The 19,927-nt window shown below is 41.8% G+C and carries 16 protein-coding genes; 6 read left to right on the top strand and 10 right to left on the bottom strand.

Annotated features, from left to right (window positions below):
* Nucleotides 1-11: 11 nt before the first annotated feature.
* The 6 genes from MUN53_RS09120 to MUN53_RS09095 all read right to left on the bottom strand — a co-directional run bounded on the left by MUN53_RS09120 (nucleotide 12) and on the right by MUN53_RS09095 (nucleotide 10,640).
* Entirely contained in the window at nucleotides 12-1,895 is a 1,884-nt protein-coding gene (locus MUN53_RS09120; protein ID WP_243324978.1) for an ABC-F family ATP-binding cassette domain-containing protein, read from the bottom strand.
* Nucleotides 1,896-2,141: 246 nt separating this feature from the next.
* The gene (locus MUN53_RS09115) at nucleotides 2,142-2,873 is read right to left on the bottom strand and encodes a hypothetical protein (RefSeq protein WP_243324976.1); all 732 of its coding nucleotides are present in this window, start codon (nucleotides 2,871-2,873) and stop codon (nucleotides 2,142-2,144) included.
* Nucleotides 2,874-2,982: 109 nt separating this feature from the next.
* Complete coding sequence (locus MUN53_RS09110; RefSeq protein WP_243324974.1) at nucleotides 2,983-4,158, bottom strand: glycerate kinase family protein; 1,176 nt, start codon at nucleotides 4,156-4,158, stop codon at nucleotides 2,983-2,985.
* Between the two features lie 102 nt (nucleotides 4,159-4,260).
* Complete coding sequence (secA, locus tag MUN53_RS09105; RefSeq protein WP_243324972.1) at nucleotides 4,261-7,641, bottom strand: preprotein translocase subunit SecA; 3,381 nt, start codon at nucleotides 7,639-7,641, stop codon at nucleotides 4,261-4,263.
* Between the two features lie 99 nt (nucleotides 7,642-7,740).
* Entirely contained in the window at nucleotides 7,741-9,372 is a 1,632-nt protein-coding gene (locus MUN53_RS09100; RefSeq protein WP_243324970.1) for an alkaline phosphatase family protein, read from the bottom strand.
* A gap of 59 nt (nucleotides 9,373-9,431) precedes the next feature.
* A complete protein-coding gene (locus MUN53_RS09095) occupies nucleotides 9,432-10,640 on the bottom strand; it encodes a lipoprotein N-acyltransferase Lnb domain-containing protein (protein WP_243324968.1) in 1,209 nt (402 codons plus the stop codon).
* A 342-nt stretch (nucleotides 10,641-10,982) separates the two neighbouring features.
* Between MUN53_RS09095 and MUN53_RS09090 the strand changes: the two genes are divergently transcribed.
* The 3 genes from MUN53_RS09090 to MUN53_RS18300 are packed head-to-tail and all read left to right on the top strand — an operon-like array spanning nucleotide 10,983 to nucleotide 13,308.
* Nucleotides 10,983-12,137, top strand: coding sequence for a Gfo/Idh/MocA family protein (locus tag MUN53_RS09090; RefSeq protein WP_243324967.1), 1,155 nt, complete (start codon nucleotides 10,983-10,985; stop codon nucleotides 12,135-12,137).
* A gap of 30 nt (nucleotides 12,138-12,167) precedes the next feature.
* The gene (locus MUN53_RS09085) at nucleotides 12,168-13,160 is read left to right on the top strand and encodes a sugar phosphate isomerase/epimerase family protein (RefSeq protein WP_243324955.1); all 993 of its coding nucleotides are present in this window, start codon (nucleotides 12,168-12,170) and stop codon (nucleotides 13,158-13,160) included.
* A 22-nt stretch (nucleotides 13,161-13,182) separates the two neighbouring features.
* A complete protein-coding gene (locus MUN53_RS18300) occupies nucleotides 13,183-13,308 on the top strand; it encodes a hypothetical protein (RefSeq protein WP_262918214.1) in 126 nt (41 codons plus the stop codon).
* Between the two features lie 107 nt (nucleotides 13,309-13,415).
* Here MUN53_RS18300 and MUN53_RS09080 read toward each other — a convergent pair whose 3' ends face one another.
* Both MUN53_RS09080 and MUN53_RS09075 read right to left on the bottom strand, forming a co-directional pair.
* Entirely contained in the window at nucleotides 13,416-14,033 is a 618-nt protein-coding gene (locus MUN53_RS09080; RefSeq protein WP_243324952.1) for a DUF4923 family protein, read from the bottom strand.
* A gap of 79 nt (nucleotides 14,034-14,112) precedes the next feature.
* Entirely contained in the window at nucleotides 14,113-15,111 is a 999-nt protein-coding gene (locus MUN53_RS09075) for a class II fructose-bisphosphate aldolase (RefSeq protein ID WP_243324950.1), read from the bottom strand.
* A 219-nt stretch (nucleotides 15,112-15,330) separates the two neighbouring features.
* Between MUN53_RS09075 and MUN53_RS09070 the strand changes: the two genes are divergently transcribed.
* The 3 genes from MUN53_RS09070 to MUN53_RS09060 all read left to right on the top strand — a co-directional run bounded on the left by MUN53_RS09070 (nucleotide 15,331) and on the right by MUN53_RS09060 (nucleotide 17,850).
* Nucleotides 15,331-15,585, top strand: a complete 255-nt coding sequence (locus tag MUN53_RS09070) for a type B 50S ribosomal protein L31 (protein ID WP_022455604.1) — start codon at nucleotides 15,331-15,333, stop codon at nucleotides 15,583-15,585.
* A gap of 188 nt (nucleotides 15,586-15,773) precedes the next feature.
* Nucleotides 15,774-16,802 carry a 23S rRNA (adenine(2503)-C(2))-methyltransferase RlmN gene (gene rlmN, locus MUN53_RS09065; protein WP_243324948.1) on the top strand — a complete coding sequence of 343 codons (1,029 nt, stop codon included), beginning with the start codon at nucleotides 15,774-15,776 and terminating at the stop codon, nucleotides 16,800-16,802.
* Between the two features lie 25 nt (nucleotides 16,803-16,827).
* The gene (locus MUN53_RS09060; RefSeq protein WP_243324946.1) at nucleotides 16,828-17,850 is read left to right on the top strand and encodes a DUF4837 family protein; all 1,023 of its coding nucleotides are present in this window, start codon (nucleotides 16,828-16,830) and stop codon (nucleotides 17,848-17,850) included.
* A gap of 285 nt (nucleotides 17,851-18,135) precedes the next feature.
* On the opposite strand, the gene MUN53_RS09055 is transcribed toward MUN53_RS09060, so the two are convergent.
* Together MUN53_RS09055 and MUN53_RS09050 are read right to left on the bottom strand one after the other, a co-directional pair.
* Nucleotides 18,136-19,080 carry a phosphatase PAP2 family protein gene (locus tag MUN53_RS09055; RefSeq protein WP_243324944.1) on the bottom strand — a complete coding sequence of 315 codons (945 nt, stop codon included), beginning with the start codon at nucleotides 19,078-19,080 and terminating at the stop codon, nucleotides 18,136-18,138.
* Nucleotides 19,081-19,085: 5 nt separating this feature from the next.
* On the bottom strand, nucleotides 19,086-19,769 hold the full coding sequence (locus MUN53_RS09050; protein ID WP_243324943.1) for a CDP-alcohol phosphatidyltransferase family protein: 684 nt from the start codon (nucleotides 19,767-19,769) through the stop codon (nucleotides 19,086-19,088).
* Nucleotides 19,770-19,927: the final 158 nt, after the last annotated feature.

Genomic DNA, 19,927 nt, shown 5'->3' with positions numbered 1-19,927 from the left:
GTTATTGTTTATCAAGCCCATTCACTTAGTTCCAGCCAGCGCATTGTCTTTTCATCCAGCTCTTCTATCAAGGCGGTGATCCGAGCTGATTTAGCCAGCAATTCTTCGGTAGATAACGTACCGCTGCTCATGGCTGTTTCCAGTTCTTTCTTTTCTGCTTCCAATGCCGGTATTTCAGCATCGAGGGCTTCAAATTCTTTCCTTTCTTTGAAGGTCAGACGTCGTTTGACTTCCTTTTCCGGTCGTCGGCTCTTTTCTTCGACAACAGCTTGCTTACTTTGCAAGGCCTGTTCTTCTTGTTTCTTCAGCGCATCCTGTTCTTCTTTCCAAGCTCGGTATTGCGTATAGTTACCCGGAAAGTCTTTGATATCTGCATTCCCGCGGAATACCAGCAAATGATCAACTACTTTATCCATGAAGTAACGGTCGTGCGATACAACAATCACGCATCCTTTGAAGCTGCGCAGATATTCTTCTAATACATTCAGTGTGATGATATCAAGATCGTTTGTGGGCTCGTCTAATACCAGGAAGTTTGGATTCCGCATCAATACGGTACATAGATACAGACGACGTTTTTCTCCACCACTTAGTTTATAAACATAACTATGCTGGCGGTCGGGTGTGAACAAGAAATAATTCAGGAATTGGGAAACACCCATTTTACGTCCGTCACCCAAATCAACATATTCGGCAATGTTTTGTACGACATCAATCACCTTCATCTGTTCGTCGAACTGCAAACCTTCCTGACTATAATACCCGAAACGAACGGTTTCTCCGATATCAAAATGACCGCTGTCGGGTTGAATTTCACCTAACAGCATTTTAATAAAGGTAGATTTACCGGTTCCGTTATTCCCCACAATACCCATTTTCTCGTAGCGGGCAAAGGTATAATTGAAATGATCGGTAATCTTTAAGTCGTCAAACCGTTTACATACATCGACAGCATCGAAAATCTTGGAACCGATATAGGAAGCCTTAACATCTAAGTTTACGTGTCCGGCTTCACGTTGTTGATGGGCTTTTTTCTCTAATTCGTAAAACGCATCAATACGATATTTGGCTTTTGTCCCGCGTGCCTGTGGCTGACGGCGCATCCAATCCAGCTCTTTTCGCAACAGATTGCTGGCCCGTTCCACCTCAGCGTTCTGTGCATCAATACGTTCTTGTCTTTTTTCCAGATAATAACTGTAATTACCTTTGTATTGATAGATTTGTTTTCGGTCAATCTCTATGATTTCACTGCATACACGATCGAGGAAGTAACGGTCGTGCGTCACCATCAAAATACTGATCGTTGAACGGTTCAGGTAATCTTCCAGCCACTCGGTCATTTCCAGATCCAAATGGTTAGTCGGCTCATCCAGGATGATCAGTTCCGGTTCTGTTATCAGAACATTCGCTAAAGCGACCCGTTTTAATTGTCCTCCGGAAAGACTTTCTACTTTTTGTTCCAGGTTATGAATCTTCAGTTCTCCCAGGATTTGTTTGGCGCGTTGCTCATAATCCCAGGCTTTCAGGCTGTCCATTCGTTCAAGTAAACTGTTTAGCTTATCGGTATCGTTATCCATTAAGGTCTGTTCATATTCGGCTAATAGGCGGACTGTTTCATTTTGGGAATAAAAACAAGCCTGTAGCACGGTCAATCCTTCCGGATAATGCGGTGCCTGTTCCAGATAACCCACCCGCAAGTCGTTACGGAAAACGATAGAACCTTCGTCATAATCCTCTTTACCGGCGATGATATTCAGGAGTGTTGTTTTACCGGAACCGTTTTTGGCTATCAAACCTATCTTTTGTCCTTGTGCGACACCAAAAGTTATATTCTCGAAGAGTACCAAATCACCGAAACTCTTCGTCAATCCATCCACTTGAAGAAAACTAACCATCCAACTTAATTTTTAAATGTTACGCAAAGATATATGAAGCGAACCAATTTTTAGGATAAAACGAAAAGAAAAGCGATAGGCGAGTGGCTTTTTCAAAACTAACGAGATTTGATTTTAATATTCGTATGTATCAAAAACGATTCCCGTATCTTTTGCTGATGCAGGATTTGGGGTATAAAAAACAGGTTATAATAACACCGTCGTATTATTATAACCTGTCTGTCTTATGGGTTGATCCAATCTTTCTTATTGCAACGTAGCCGCAATTGCATCTACCAGCTTCTTCACATTGGCATTGTTGGGATTCAATGCTAATGCTTTATCCAAATATTCTTTTGCTTCTTTCAACTGAGCATCTGCTTTTGCTTTTTCAGCTTTGTACTTATTGGGTTCAGAAGTTGCCAGCGGAGTAGCTTTTTGTAAAGCTGTAGCACCTTGGTTATACAACATAGCGCCTAAACTATACAAAGCACCTTCCTGGTATTTCTTGTTGGAAGCGATTAATACATTTTTGTATAAAGCTTCAGCACCAGCGATATCACCTTTCTTTTGGGCAGCCTGTCCTTGTTTGATACAATATGAATACAATAACTTTTCCAAATTGGCGTTTCCAGGAAGTGCTTTCAAACCTGCTTCAACAGTCGAAACAAATTCTTCTGTTTTATTCAAGTTACGATAAGCCATTGCTTCACCTGTGTAAGAATCATCCAAATTGTAGTTGTATTTTACTGCCATATCGAAATACTTAGCCGCTTCTTCATACATTTTGGCTTGGTTTGCACTAAAACCACAATTGAAGATACGAACTGTATCTTTGTATTCCGTCAACTTCAAATACTCACCATATTTTGCTACGGCTTCAGGGTAGTTTTTTGCTTTCAAGGCAGCATCACCTTCATCTCTTAATTTTTCTGCATCCTGAGCAAAAACATTTCCAATGCTTAAGCAAAATGCAACTAGTAATACAATTTTTTTCATGGTTATTCTCTTATTTATTAAAAACGCCTGCTAATATAGATAACCGATAAGATATATCCAAACCTATTATGTTTTTTTAGCTTTTACAGAAATTTTACGTTTTATAAATTCAAATAGCTTTTGGGGTGATAAATTCTTTCATGCGGTAGCCATTTTGGAATAGTTTACAGGTCATTTGGGCAACTCGTCCGATTTGCCGGGCTGTATAAGAAGGCTCAAGAGCTTCTTTCAAGGATACTGGTGCCGGATGAATAGAAAAGCAAGAGACGAGAGAATCGTTCTCTATGTCTTCATTTTCTTCTATGCAGTTTCCTGTCAATACAATGACGGGAATCTGATACGATCGTGCCGACTTGACGATGCCATCTACTACTTTCCCTTGCGATGTCTGCTGGTCCACTTTCCCTTCTCCGGTAATAATCAAGTCTGCATCCTGGATGATTGAGTCGAAGTTCACGCAGGCTTTTACTTGATCAATACCGGATATTAAGCGGGCATTCAGAAATGCAACGCAACCTCCGCCTAAACCTCCGGCAGCACCAGCGCCGGCAACCGACTGGATATCCAGGCCCATTTCATCTTGGATTAGCTGAGCAAAAGATCTTAATCCTTGATCCAATAGTTGTACTTGCTCTTGGTTGGCACCTTTTTGGGGCGCAAATATACAGGCCGCTCCGTTTTCTCCGTAAAAAGGATTCTTTACATCGGTGGCTACTTCGATGATACATGTCTTGAGTTGAGGTAATATCCGGGAAGAATCCACCTGGGTTATTTGGGATAAACAGCTGCCACCGTCGCCGATTTCTTCACCCTCTTTATTGAGAAACCGGAATCCTAAGGCTTGTAACATACCGACACCGGCATCGTTGGTTGCACTTCCTCCGATACCCAATAGGATATGTTTACAACCTCGCTGTAAGGCATCCGCAATCAATTGTCCGGTACCGTATGATGTTGTATGCATAACGTTACCTTCCTTCCAGGGAATCAGTGGTAAACCACTGGCTGATGCCATTTCGATAACAGCCATTTTCCGTTGTGGAATCCAACCATAAACAGCTTGAACGGGAGCACGCAGAGGACCGTCAACCTGACAAGTTACTTTTTCTCCTCCGAGGGCTTGTGTTAAGGCTTCCACTGTTCCTTCTCCTCCATCAGCCATGGGAATTTTACAGATCCGACATTCAGGCCATACTTTCCTGACTCCTTTTTCAATGGCATCAGCCAGATTTTGGGAACTCAGACAACCTTTGAACGAATCAATGGCTATAACAATTTTCTTCATATTGAGATAATCAGATAATCGTACATACAAAAAAAGAATACAGACAAATCTGCTTTCTGCAAATCTGCCTGTATTCTTTTATTCATAAACTATCAGTTCGGATTATAATCCCTGGCCATGACAGTTCTTATATTTCTTACCACTTCCACAAGGACATAAGTCGTTTCGTCCGACACGCTTTTCTGCGCGAACAGGTTCTTGAGTAGCTGTTGATTCGCCATCAGTACCCGGTTTCTCGGCGCGATACTTACTCATGTCTTCATGTTCTTCTTCTTTTGCTTTCTCAATCATAATGCGCTGACGAGCTTCTGCTGCTGCTTGGATGGCAGCTGCCTGCTGAGCGGCCATCTGTGCCTGCATAGCTGCCCGGCGAGCTTCAAGTTCTTTCCGTTCTTCTTCAGTTACTGTGTGAACCGGAATTTGTCCGCGCATCAAAATAGCTACGGTCTTGCGGTTCATAACGTCTACCATATCTTTGAACAAGTTGTAAGACTCCAGCTTATAGATCAATAACGGATCTTTGTGCTCATAACTTGCATTTTGTACTGAATGACGAAGTTCGTCCATTTCACGCAAGTGTTCTTTCCATGCTTCATCAATTGTAAGCAATACGGTTCTCTTCTGGAATGCTTTTACGATACTCTTTGATTCTGTCTCGTAAGCTTCTTTCAAATTACATGAAACGTTATACATACGTTTACCGTCTGTGATCGGAATCATGATGTTTTCGTAAGTAGCACCTTGGTTTTCGTATACCTGTTTGATCACCGGATTAGCTACTTGTGCCATACGTTCCGTACGTTGTTTGTAGGTAGCCAAAGCTGATTCGAATAACTTCTCGCCCAAAACATCGGCTTTTATGCCCTTGAATTCATCTTCAGTAAACGGAGGTTCCATGGCAAATGTCTTGAACAATTCGATCTTGAAGCCTTCATAGTCCAAGCTGTCTGCAAACTGATCGGCAATAGCGATGGCCGTATCGTAAATTGTATTCAATACATCCAGTCCGATACGTTCTCCCATCAAGGCATGACGACGACGGGTGTAGATAACGTTACGTTGTGAGTTCATAACATCATCGTATTCCAACAGACGTTTACGGATACCGAAGTTGTTTTCTTCTACTTTCTTCTGTGCGCGTTCTACCGACTTGCTCAACATAGAGTGTTCCAAAACTTCTCCTTCCTTGAAGCCCAGCTTATCCATCAGGTTAGCGATCTTTTCGGAAGCGAATAAACGCATCAGGTCATCTTCCAATGAAACGAAGAATACAGAAGATCCCGGGTCTCCCTGACGACCGGCACGACCTCGTAACTGACGGTCTACACGACGGCTTTCGTGACGTTCCGTACCGATGATAGCCAAACCACCTGCGTCTTTTACCTCTTTCGATAATTTGATATCCGTACCACGACCGGCCATGTTGGTAGCAATAGTAACCGTACTGCTTTGTCCGGCGAGAGCTACAATCTCAGCTTCCTTCTGATGCAATTTAGCATTCAATACATTATGCTTGATCTTGCGGAGCGTCAACATACGGCTCAGCAATTCGGAAATTTCAACAGATGTTGTACCAACCAGTACCGGACGACCTGCGTTTGTCAGCTGAACGATCTCTTCGATCACAGCGTTGTATTTCTCGCGTTTGGTCTTATAGATACGGTCGTTCATATCAATACGGGCTATCGGACGGTTTGTCGGAATTACGACTACATCCAATTTGTAGATATCCCAGAATTCACCTGCTTCTGTTTCTGCTGTACCAGTCATACCTGATAACTTGTGGTACATACGGAAATAATTCTGTAAAGTGATTGTAGCGAAGGTCTGTGTAGCTGCTTCTACTTTTACACGTTCCTTGGCTTCGATTGCCTGATGAAGACCATCTGAATAGCGACGACCATCCATGATACGTCCTGTCTGTTCATCGACGATCATTACTTTATTGTCGATAACCACATATTCATCATCTTTCTCAAACAGTGTATAAGCTTTCAATAACTGGTTGATGGTATGAACACGTTCGCTCTTGACAGAATAGTTTGCCAGGATTTCATCTTTCTTCGCCTGTTTTTCTTCTTCTGTACCTTCCATGTGATCCAGCTGAGATAATTCAGTGGCGATATCCGGAAGAATGAAGAATTGCGGATCATCTGAATTTCCTGTTAACAAGTCAATACCTTTATCGGTTAATTCGACACTGTTGTTCTTTTCGTCGATAACCATATAAAGTTCATCTGTTGCTTCGTGCATGTGACGCATGTTTTCTGACATGAAGTATTCTTCTGTCTTCAACATTTGTGCTTTGACACCTGGTTCGCTTAAGAACTTAATTAATGCTTTGTTACGGGGATAACCTTTGTATGCACGATATAATTGGACTGTTCCTTCTTCTACTACTTTCGGATCGTTGCTTGCCATTTTCTTTTTAGCTTCGATCAGCAATTTCTGGCACAGTTCTTTTTGAGCATTCACTACAACTTCTACATTCGGACGGAAAAGTTCAAACAATTGTTCTTCTCCACGAGGAATAGGACCGGAAATGATCAACGGCGTACGAGCATCATCAATCAATACGGAGTCAACCTCATCGACGATTGCATAGTTATGTTTTCTCTGTACCAAGTCTTTCGGGCTAGTTGCCATGTTGTCACGAAGGTAGTCGAAACCGAATTCATTGTTGGTACCGAAAGTAATATCTGCCATATAAGCCCGACGGCGAGCATCTGAGTTTGGCTGGTGTTTGTCGATACAATCAACAGACAAACCGTGGAACATATACAACGGTCCCATCCATTCGGAGTCACGTTTAGACAAGTAGTCGTTCACGGTTACAACATGAACACCGTTACGAGTCAAGGCATTCAAGAATACAGGTAAAGTAGCTACCAAAGTCTTACCTTCACCAGTTGCCATTTCTGCAATCTTACCTTTGTGCAGAACGACGCCACCAAATAATTGGACATCGTAATGAACCATATCCCATGTGATCTCATTACCTCCAGCCATCCAGTGATTGGCATATATAGCTTTATCGCCTTCTATCCGAACGAAGTTGAAACGAGTTGCCAGATCACGGTCAAAATCGTTGGCAGTAACAACTACTTCCGGATTTTCAGCAAAACGGCGTGCAGTATCTTTTACGATAGCGAATACTTCGGGAAGCACTTCTTCCAAAACCACTTCCATCTTGTCTGTGATTTCTTTCTCGATTTTATCTACTTCTGCCCAGATCGCTTCGCGTTCTTCCAGTTCTTTACCATCAATACCTTCACGCAAAGAATTGACTTTGGCACGTTCGTCAGCTACATAGTCTTGAATACGCTGTTTGATTGCATCGATACGACCACGCAATTCATCATTTGAAAGTTCTTTGATTGACGGATAAACAGCTTTTACCTTTTCTACATACGGAGTGATTTCCTTTAGGTCGCGCTGTGACTTGTTACCGAACAACTTCGTCAAAAATTCATTAAATCCCATATTTTTATTGAATTGACAACTGGCAGTCTTATGTTTTCTTGCCAGTTGGATAGTTACTACTTTTATAATTTATACTATGAATGAATGGATTATCCTTTATTATTTTGAAGGAGCTGATAATTGTCCATTCCCAACAGCCAACTCCCGGAGTGGTAATGACTGAGAAGCATTCGGTGGTCTTATCCTCAGGATATACGTCACAGACGGAGCGACTTCCGTAGCTTTTACTTCCCGGTAGATACGTTCCGGCTTCAGACCGTTACCCAAGAAAATCAATGGAGTAAGAACTGCATTATTTCGAATAACTTTAACTTTCTCTTTAGGATCGTCTTTATTGATTTTCCATCCTGGCTGTAATTCAATAATCAAATCCCCGCGTTTCAAGTGATGAGTTCCTTGACGGAATTTGGCTGTTCCCTCATTCCAGTCACCGAATACAAGACTATTGTCTGTGGTAACATGTTGAACCCCGCTAAATTCTTTCAGGAAAGCAGCTGCTTTATTCTGTACTTCTGCCAGATCCAGTTTTGCATCTTCAATCGCTTTTCGGTTCAGATAAATCTGATTATTATAATAACCGGTTACCCAGTTTGTCTGTTGGCCATAGATGGCCATCATATACATATTTAATAAAGCGACACAACGCTTGGGATGGAACTCACCTCCGGTTACATAGGCATCTAGTTCCTGTGTATATTCTTCTTCACTTTTATAATAACCGCTACCTGTGAATACGACCAATGTCTTGGAAAGACCCACTTTTTTGTCGATGGCATCCAATAATTGTTCGATGTCTTTATCTAACTGGCAATAGGTATCCTGAATTTCGTGGGTATATTCCTTATTCATGTTCCCCACGAAGTTACCGGCATAATATGTAACGGAAAGCATATCCGGAGAAGTTCTCGTTCCGAATCCTGCATATTCCAGAAACTGCATTGCCAGGCGATTTACTTCTTTATTGACAAAAGGAGTTGTTTTCAACCTTGGATAACAAGCAACATCCCGTTCGTTAAACGTGTATTTGAACGGAATTTCATCCAATGTATAAGGAAAGGCATTCAGTTTCTCAAGAGGAAGCGATGGAGTCCATACCATTTTATCCAATCGGGCGGACAAAGACTCATTACCGCTGTTATAGCGTTCGACGTACCAGGGTACACTCTTGTAATAAGTTGTTGTGGCCCATTTCCCATTTAGATTATCAATCCAGAATGCTCCGTTTGCGGCATGTCCGGCTGACAAAATGGCGGCTTCTACATTCGGTGCGATCGCATATACATCACTTCTTCCCTTTGAGGCAATTTTCAGTTCGTCGCCAATTGTTGAACTGAACAACGCCTTGGGCGAATAGTTTTCGCGTGTATAATTTCCCAAGTAAGAAGCATCCCACAGAATGGAGATTTCTTTCTCGTTGGTGAAATCATATTTGTAATTCGAAGAAATACCGTTGAAACAAGGATTAGAACCTGTAAATAAGGTAGCAAATGCACTTGCTTCGTCTACGTTAGAGAAATCGAAACGAATGTTCTGGTAAACTTTTCCTTCATTGAACAGTCGCTTGAAACCTCTTTCTCCGAATGTATTGTAGAAATACTCAATATAGTCTCCGCGTAATTGGTCAACTGTGATGCATACCACCAACTTGGGAACCTGTTGTTGGGCTTCCATATTGGTGACTGCCAGAATTGCAATCAGCGACGACAATATTTTCCGTACTTTTTTATCCATGTTTACATGTATTCACATTACAAAAACTAAGCCAAAGTCTAAGCTTTGAACAAAATTGTTTACTTAACTTGATTTTTTAACCTTCCCTTTTCCTCTCTCTTACGAAAATAACCTGTGAGAACCACTGAGGCCGATCGTATCCAAAGCGTGAGTATCAATGGAATAAAGGCTGTGTTAAAGTGTTGTGGTAAGAAATACCAGCTTACCAACATCAACATAATCGCCGCAAAGTTAATAAAATGATAATAATATCCAGCTATTCTTGCTTTTTTTACGATACTGAATGGTATAACGAGTAGTTGAAGCGGATGTAACCAAAGCATGGTCCAGTTGGGCCATGTACACGGATGTTCGGATATGAATCCTAAGAAGAAGAGGACATATCCGGATAAACCTGCTATTAGAAATAACAGACAATCCAATCCCCAAAGGTGAATATGACGTTTGGATTCCCATACGGTAAGGATACTTACAACCAACCATAGGATGATTGCACATAAAAGAGGTGTACACCATTCGGTTGGAGCTTCTTCTGGTTCGGATTCCAGAACATGGGTTTGACGAACCAGCGGACGAGTTGAACCATCGTCGGATACGATTACTGCACTGGCCACGGCTTCTTTCAAATATTCAGGGAGGAATAACATCTCGTGGGGCGTCATGGCTCGGTCGGTGGGACTTCCTAAAGCCAAATCACATCCGAATGTTAACCAGGAATGATTCCGGGTACAATAGTTAATGACATCCCGGAATGTTTTAGGTTTCGGATTCCAGCAATAATCTACTTTGCCTACCACATTGTTTTCAATAAGTTGGGCTGGTCGGGTTGCACAGTTGTCGAAAAAGAAATTATATCGATATTCTCTGTTCTCTGGTTCGTAGTTTTTTAATAATGCACCCCAGATACGTTCTTTTTCAACGGGTGATAAATTCAGAACTTGTTCTGTAACAGTGCTTCCTCGTAATTGATATTCAATAATATAATCGCTGTATTTCATTACTCCCAACATATAGTCCGTTTCTCCTTTGGCAAACCGGTAGATGAAATTAGGCTTTTCGAAACTGAATATGCCATAATTGAATACCAGATCCATTTTTCGGGGTTCGTCTTTCAGGCGAAGGGCTGCATGGCCATAGACGGTGAAAACTTCTCCTTCATAGGGCGAACTGGTTAGTAGACTGATCTGTGCCTTTTCGCTGAGTAGTTGGGCTTCTGCGGTTGTTTGAAAAAATAATAATCCGATGAGAAGCAAAAGTATCTGTTTCATTGATCGCTTAATTTAATGTGTATAACCCGCTTCCGGGGAGATTCCTGCAAATATACAATGATTATAATTATTGCGCAAGTTTCATTTAGTTCTCCTTTATGAAGTCTTTAGATAGTTATCTTTCATATTTTTGACAGTTGTGGTAAAGCTTTTTCATATATGTGCTAAAGCTTTTTGACAAATATGGTAAAGCTTTACGACTACTGTCAAAAAATTATAATGTAACAACTTGCGAATAGTTATCTTATATCTTTCCTCCTTAATTAATGCTAAAGGTGTATCTGACGCGAAAATATATTGTATCTTTAACCGGAAGATTTAATCAATAATCATAATACTACCATGAATAGAAAAATCAGAATGGGAATGATTGGCGGAGGACAAGGTTCCTTTATTGGTGCAGTACACCGGATAGCTGCCAATCTGGATGGACAGATCGAGTTGGTCTGTGGTTGCTTTAGTTCTAATCCTGAAAATTCACGCGTTACGGGCGAATCGCTCTTCCTGCCTCCCGAACGGGTTTATTCCTCTTGGCAAGAAATGTTGGAGAAAGAAGCTCAATTACCCGAAGGTGTACGGATGGATTTCGTTTCGATTGTAACACCTAATCATGTGCATTTTGCACCAGCAATGATGGCATTGGAGAAAGGATTTCACGTGGTTCTCGATAAACCGATGACTTTTTCGCTGGAGGAGGCTAAACAACTTGCAGCAAAAGTGAAAGAGACAGGCAAACTCTTCCTCTTGACACATACGTATACGGGGTATCCGATGGTTAAAGAAGCGCGCCATCGTGTATTGAATGGAGATTTAGGTAAAATACGGCGGATTTATGTGGAATATCCGCAAGGATGGTTATATAACGATTGTGCGGCAACCAATAAGCAGGCTGCCTGGCGTGTCGATCCGAAACGTTCCGGAAAAGCCGGTTGTATGGGAGATATCGGTACGCATGCCTTTAACCTGGCTGAATACATTACCGGACTGAAGGCAACGGAGATTTGTGGTGAACTGCAAACTTTTGTTCCTGACCGTCTGTTGGACGATGATGGAGCTGCTTTGATCCGTTATGAAGGAGGTGCTCGTGGTGTCTTGATGGCCAGTCAGATTGCTGTCGGTTGTGAGAATAGTTTGAAGATCCGTGTCTTTGGTGAGAAGGGTGGATTGGAATGGCGACAGGAAGAACCAAATACCTTGATCCTTCGCTGGCCGGATCGTCCGGCAGAAATAGTCCGGACAAACAATGGTTATGTTTCGGGTATTTCTGCGTATAACAGCCGTGTGCCGGCAGGTCATCCGGAAGGTTATTTAGAAGCCTTTGCTAATCTGTATCGGAATTTTGCTACGGCCTTGCGGGCTGTATTGGAAGGAAAAGAACCAGCTCCCGAGGCCTTGGATTTTCCGTCAGCAGAAGAAGGTGTTCGCGGTATGCGTTTTATCGAAACCATTGTATCAACAAATGATACGGAAGAGAAGTGGGTGAAATTAGTGGATTAATAAAGAAACAATCTAAAAAACAGAAACAATATGGCACGTCCAGTTACATTATATACATTACAATGGGGTGATCTTCCCCTTGAAACTGTTTGTCAGAAGGCGAAAGAATTTGGATACGACGGTGTAGAGTTGGGTTTGCCCAATCATGTGGATGTCCGTCAGACTGATCCTGCGTATTATCAGGGAATCCGGGATTTATTGGCCAAATATGATTTAAAGTTATATACCATATCAACTCACCTGATCGGTCAGGCTGTTTGCGATAAGATAGACGGGCGCCATCAGGCTATCTTGCCTGATTATATTTGGGGTGATGGTGATCCTGAAGGTGTTCATCAGCGTGCGGCAGAAGAATTGATCCGCACAGCTTATGCTGCCAAAATGCTGGGAGTAGATACGGTGGTTGGTTTTACCGGAAGTCCGATCTGGGCGTATTTGTATTCATTCCCTCCTGTTACTGAGCAGATGATCGAAGACGGTTATCAGGAGTTTGCTCGTCGTTTCTTGCCTATTCTGGATGAATATCAGAAATTAGGAATCCGTTATGCTTTGGAAGTTCATCCGACAGAGATCGCCTTTGATACCATTTCAGCACAGCGGGCTTTGGAGGCACTGGGTAATCATCCAGCCTTTGGATTCAATTATGATCCGAGTCACTTGGGTTATCAAGGCGTAGATTATGTTGATTTTATCTATCATTTCTCAGATCGTATCTTCCATGTTCATATGAAAGATGTTTATTGGAGTGATACGCCGAAGCAGGTTGGAGTCTTTGGCGGGCATGTAACGTTTGGTGATCCGCGTCGTTACTGGAACTTCCGTAGCTTAGGCCGGGGCTGTATCAACTTCGAAGAGATTATCCGTGCGTTGAATGCCATCGGTTATCAAGGACCGCTTTCAGTAGAATGGGAAGATAGTGCCATGGATCGTGAACATGGAGCACTTGAATCTTGTGAATTTGTCAAGCAAATTGATTTCCAACCATCAGCACATGCCTTTGATGCCTGCTTTGAAAAGAAGTAAGTAGTTTGCTTTTTCTTGTCGGATGATGCCGGTGTTGGCTAACGGCAAACGGGCTTCTTATCAAGTAGAAGGTGAGAAAGTAACCGTTACGTTGCCGAAGGGATTACCCAATCTGCCGTTGGTACTGAAATTTGCATGGAAGAAATAAGAGTAAACCGAGCATAAGAAAGAAATCCGGAACAACAACCCGTCAGTTAGAAAGCTGAAGTCGGTGTTGATGTTCCGGATTCTTTTTGGAGTTATAAGAACCTGTTGTTATTTCTGGAGTTCAAATCCCACTTTCATTCCATCATATTGTTCCGCTAATGTGTTGACAGCTTTTAAAGTGGCATTGTCAGAGATAGAGGATAACTTCCCTAGAAAATCCAAGAGTTTGTCTGCATTGAATAATAATGATAATTGACTGTCTGTGACAACTACCTGAGCAGAGAGCGTATTGAATTTCAGATTACCGAAGTTTCCGTATTTGAGTTGGATTGTTTTCTCTGCTTCCTGCAGGGAATAAGTACCTTTCAATGTTTTACCTTTGAATACACAAGAGAATGTACTGTCGGTATTGAATGTATAACTGAATGTACCTGGTTTGATACCGATTTTATCACAGTACGATTGGAGTTTCTTTTCTATTTCTCCTGAAGCAGCACCGGCTGCTACATTCTTGAGAGCGTTATCACCTTCCAGTAAAACAGCCGGATTGACATAATTCCATGTTCCCGACAGATTAGCAGATGTTACACTTTTCCCTCCGGTCAGCGAGGTAACGGCGTCTTTTACAGTTGAAGAGGATAGGATATCCTTTAAGGATTGAGCATTCGTATGAACGGTTAAATTGGATACCAGGAAAATACTTAATAAGAAAATAATCTGTTTCATAGTCAATATAAGATAATAAAATGAGACAAAAAAAGCGCATCTGAGACAGGTGCGCTTTTTATAAGGGATAAACTGGATATTATAATTTATCGTTAGAACCCAAAACGTTGATGATTTTGTGTTTGTACAGTTTTTCCATGTTGTCACGAGCCGGACCCAGATACTTACGAGGATCGAATTCAGCCGGTTTTTCAGCAAATACCTGACGGATTGCAGCAGTCATAGCCAGACGAGAGTCTGAGTCGATGTTGATCTTGCAAACAGCTGATTTAGCAGCTTTACGCAATTCATCTTCAGGAATACCGATAGCAGCTTCCAGCTTACCACCATATTTGTTGATAGTATCAACTTCTTCCTGAGGAACTGAAGAAGATCCGTGCAATACGATTGGGAATCCAGGTAATTCTTTCATTACACCATCCAATACATCGAATGCCAATGGAGGAGGAACCAAACGACCTGTAGCCGGATCAACGTGGCACTGTTCCGGTTTGAATTTATAAGCACCGTGAGAAGTACCGATAGAGATAGCCAATGAATCGCAACCAGTCTTAGTTACGAAGTCAACTACTTCTTCCGGTTTTGTATAGGTATGATGTTCTGCAACAACTTCATCTTCAACACCTGCCAATACACCCAGTTCGCCTTCTACTGTTACATCGTACTGGTGAGCGTATTCAACAACTTTCTTAGTTAAAGCAACGTTTTCATCATAAGGTAAATGAGAACCATCGATCATAACAGAAGAGAAGCCCATGTCTACGCAGCTCTTGCACAATTCGAATGAATCACCGTGGTCCAAGTGAAGAACGATCTGAGGATTCGGGCAACCTAATTCTTTTGCATATTCAACAGCACCTTCAGCCATGTAACGCAGCAAAGTCTGGTTTGCATAGTTACGAGCACCTTTAGATACCTGCAAAATAACCGGAGATTTAGTTTCGACAGCTGCCTTAACGATAGCCTGCAACTGTTCCATGTTATTAAAATTGAATGCTGGGATAGCATAACCACCCTTGATGGCTTTAGCAAACATTTCTCTCGTGTTTACCAAACCTAATTCTTTGTAACTTACCATAGTTGTAATATGTATTACGTTAATGATTAAAAATCTGATACAAAGATATAATATTCTTACCGAACAAAACTATTATGGATGTAAAATATCGCAAAAAAAACAGTGTCAATGAAAAAAACTGGTGAAATACTTTTTTTATTCAGCGCTTCTTCCTACTTTTGCAAGCCAAAATACCGGTTACCAGATAAAAGAAGTATAATTAAAAAGACAAATAAAACAATGAAAAAAGGTATTCATCCAGAAAATTACCGTCCTGTAGTATTCAAGGACATGTCAAACGATGATATGTTTATCACTCGTTCTACTATCAATGCAAAAGATACAATCGAAATCGATGGTGTTACTTATCCATTGGTAAAGGTTGAAATCTCTAACACTTCTCACCCGTTCTATACTGGTAAGTCTAAATTGGTTGATACAGCTGGACGTGTTGATAAGTTCATGAGCCGCTACGGTAACCGTAACAAGAAATAATTCGATTCTATATACATATTATAGAAATATAAAAGGACAGGCTTTCAGATAAAACTCCGAAAGCCTGTCTTTTTTGTTATGAATCGAAATCTATTTACCTGTTTCTAACTTCTGCTTTTTTTTGTACTTTTGAGCCGGTTAGGAGAAATACCTGATCAAGATGAATTCTGGTCAAAAACTAAAAGTAAATGAGTGAAAAGAAACGCTTGCTAGGAATGACTCTGGATGAGTTGAAAATAGTCGCTGCTGAAGCCGGACTTCCGGGTTTTGCGGCGAAACAAATGGCTGATTGGCTGTATAAAAAGAGAGTTTCCAGTATTGAGGAGATGACGAATATTGCGATAGCCAAGCGGAAATGGCTGGCTGAGTCGTATGAAGTAGGGAAAGTTCCGCCGGTTGATTTTCAGAAGTCGGTGGATGGAACGATTAAATATCTGTATCCGGCCGGACCGGGTAACTTTGTGGAATCTGTCTATATCCCGACAAGCGACCGGGCTACGCTTTGTGTTTCTTCGCAAGTGGGCTGTAAAATGAATTGTCTTTTCTGTATGACCGGAAAACAGGGGTTTACAAAGAATCTTTCTGCCAATGAGATTTTGAATCAGATTCAGGCATTGCCGGAGAATGATGAGCTGACTAATCTGGTGTTTATGGGAATGGGCGAGCCGCTTGACAATACGGATGAACTGTTTAAAGTCCTTGAGATTCTGACGGCGCCGTATGGTTATGCCTGGAGTCCGAAGCGGATTACGGTTTCAACCATTGGTGCCAAAGGTTTGAAGCGTTTCTTGGATGAAAGTGATTGTCATTTGGCTGTCAGTTTGCATTCTCCATATCCGGCCGAACGGTTATCATTGATGCCGGTTGAGAAAGCCTTTCCGATGCACGGAGTACTCGATTTGATCCGGCAGTATGATTTTACGCATCAGCGGAGAGTCTCGTTTGAGTATATCGTATTCAAGAATCTGAACGACAGTGTCCAGCATGCAAAGGCTTTGGCGGGATTATTGAAAGATATTCCTTGTCGTGTTAATCTGATCCGTTTCCATGCGATCCCGAATGTTCCTTTGCAGACAACGGATTTGAGCAAGATGGAGGCTTTCAGGGATATATTGAATGATCGAGGAGTGACTTGTACGATCAGAGCTTCGCGGGGAGAAGATATCTTTGCGGCTTGTGGCATGTTGTCGACAGCCAAAAAAGAAAAGAGTATATAACAGAACTATTAGAATGAAGATAAAGATGAAAAAGATTGTATGTAGCTTGTTCTTTTTAATGGTATGTATATTGACAGCCTGTAATTCCGGACCTGTTGTGACGCGTGCCACAGGGTTTGCTTACGAAGCGGTGGTTGTCATGGATAAGAATTATTGGGATGGAGTAGCCGGAGATGCTGTCAATGGAGAGTTAACTGCTCCTGTTCCGGGATTGCCTCAGGCAGAACCGAGTATGAAAGTCTCTTATTCGCAGCCGAAAGATTTTAATGGCTTGCTTACGTATGTACGTAATATTTTGATTGTCGATATAGATCCGAATATTTATACCAAAGTTTCTTTGTCTGCAGAAGAAGACCGTTGGGCATCCGGACAGTTGGTATTGACTTTGAAGGCTCCTTCGCCTGAGATGGTGGCTGAATATACACAGCAGCATCCGAATCAGTTGACGAATCTTTTCGTGAAAGAAGAGATGGCAAGGGCTACTCGCCAATTGGAAAAGACATATAGTTCGGTCGTTATGGATGTGCTGAAAAAGAACCATCAGTTGGCTTTGAATGTGCCGGAAGAAATGGTCTATTATAAGGATACGACGAATTTCTTCTGGGCTACAAACAATGCTAGTACCGGTCGTATGGATGTCGTGGTTTATACTTTCCCTTATACTGATCCGAATACGTTTACTGCCGATTATTTGGTGGCTATGCGCGACTCGGTTATGAAAGCAAATTTGCCGGGTGCTTTCCCTGGTTCTTATATGGCAACGGAAACGAAATACTTTGATGTCGATTATTCTCCGATAGAAGTGGAAGGAAAGTATTGTGGTGTCATGCGTGGATTATGGAAAATGGTCGGAGATATGATGGGTGGTCCGTTCGTTTCGCATGCTCGATTGGATGAAAAGAACCAGCGGGTTGTAGTTGCTGAGGGTTTTGTCTATGCTCCAGAAACCGACAAACGGAACTTTATCCGTCGTATAGAAGCTGCGCTTTATACCTTGCGTCTGCCAGGTGAGTATGAAGCACCGGAGGAAAATACCCAAGAGAAATAATAAGTAATCTTGGAAGAGACAAAACTTCACTTCATTCACATGAAAAGCTTGTTTGTTAGTTAGATAGCTGATAGGTGAAGGATGATGAAACAAACTTGACAGCAGATTTGCACTGATAAGGTATTTGTTGGAAACGAAATAAACGGGAATCGAAAACGAAACAAACGAAAAACGTTTTTGATTCCCGTTTATTTTGAAGAGAAAGTCTGTATCTGAAAAGACGCCGGCTTTTATCCCAAATACGCCGGAAATGAATAAAAAGCCGGCGTCTTTTGGATGAAAAGCTTAGCCTTTTGATTGGATATATTGGGCATACTTTTGAATGAAGCCTGAAAAAGCGGGTATCCGCATAAGTAAATGCTCGAAAATGACGATACCGGTTAAAGCACAGACAATGCCTAAGGTGACATCAATGATGTAGTGATGTCCTGAATAAACGGCTGTGAACCAAATGCCTGCCATGATAAAGGCAAAAAGACTCCGAAGCCATGTAGGGCATGATGATCGGAAGGAATAGAATAACGTGACTACCATATAGGCAGAATGCAGAGACGGTATGGCTGCGAATACATTGGCATTCCTTCCATATAGGCTCTGAAAAATAGACAATCCTGTCATTTCATCAAATCGTCCTAATCCGGCCACATCACCGGGTGTGTTTAAAATCGGTTCGAAACCGTAATTCATGACGTACCAAGGTGGAGCTGCCGGATGTATGTAATAGCCGACGAAACCAATCAGATTGACAAACAAGAAAACCAATGCGAAATGTAAATACGTTTTGCGTTGGCGTGTCAGATAAAGTCCTAATCCGAACAGAATAGGAACCGGAACCCAGCAGAGATAGAATATTCCAGCCATGAAGTCGAGTATCGGACAATGGTGTATCTGGAAAAACTCGTTGGGAGTAAGTAGTCCTTCCGTTGTCATAATACCGAAAAGACTTTTTTCGGTCTCATACAATCCCCGGATATCAATCGGGTTCACTTCGTAATTCGGAATGATTCGCATCCAATCGTAGGAGATTCCGAATAGGGCAAAAGGCAATAAGGCAACCACCAGCTTTCGGGTTTCTTGGCTGGCAAAGAATAAAATGGCTATCAGGAGTGTCATGAAGCCATGCTCCGGACGGAAACCTACAAAAAGCGTGGTAACAATTAGCCACACGATTAACGAGAGAATCAGAATCCAGGTTTCTTTAACTGAAGGTCTGTTGCTGAGGATCTCCATCGCATTTATTTCTTCAGAAGTTGTTTACGGCTGTATGCTATGCGGGCAAAAGCTGTCAGATTAGCAAATATGGCTATAAATCCCATCGGGATGATCAGGAGTAACATCGGATCGAACGACAGATGCTTTGCCTGTGTGGCGGTAATGCCGCAAACCAACAGTCCCAGGCATGTCAGCACAACGCGTTCCGGACGTTGCATGAATCCTATTTTACATTCTAATCCTAATCCTTCGGCTCTGGCACGGACATAACTGACCATTAAAGAACCGATTAAGGCAGCAAACGTAATAACAGCACCAATTGGATAATCGTTTTCTGACAGACAAAAACAAATAGCTCCTAAAGTTACCAGTTCACTGTAGCGGTCAAGAACGGAATCGTATAAAGCTCCGAATGTAGAGGCTAAACCACCGATGCGGGCAACCTGTCCGTCCATCATGTCAAATAAGGAGGATAAAAGGATAATACCGCCAGCCCAGCCGATCAGACTATACAGGTTACTTTCTTTACAGATTCCGGCATAGATCAACATGCAGGCGCCAATCAAATTCCCTAAAAAGCCGATTGTCGTTACTATATTAGGAGTAATACCTATTTTTATCATACCGTGAACGACAGGATTAATGACCTTGTAAATACCTTGTTGCAGTTTGTCGCGCAAGTTCTTGGCTTTTCTTTTTATTTCCATGTTTATGTTATTTTTTTGTATTAAGTAGTTTCAAAGAGAGTGTTATGTACCTAAAATCCGCAACTATCATCCAATACACGATTAAGGGTAGATTTATGAGTCGTTAGTAGCAGCTTTCAGTAAAAAGCAACAGCACAACATCAATATGTAGCCACCAT

The sequence above is a fragment of the Parabacteroides faecalis genome, from assembly GCF_022809355.1.
GTDB classification, from domain to species: Bacteria; Bacteroidota; Bacteroidia; order Bacteroidales; family Tannerellaceae; genus Parabacteroides; species Parabacteroides faecalis.
Note: the sequence above shows the minus strand (reverse complement) of the source record. Positions and strands in the feature narration are given on the sequence as shown.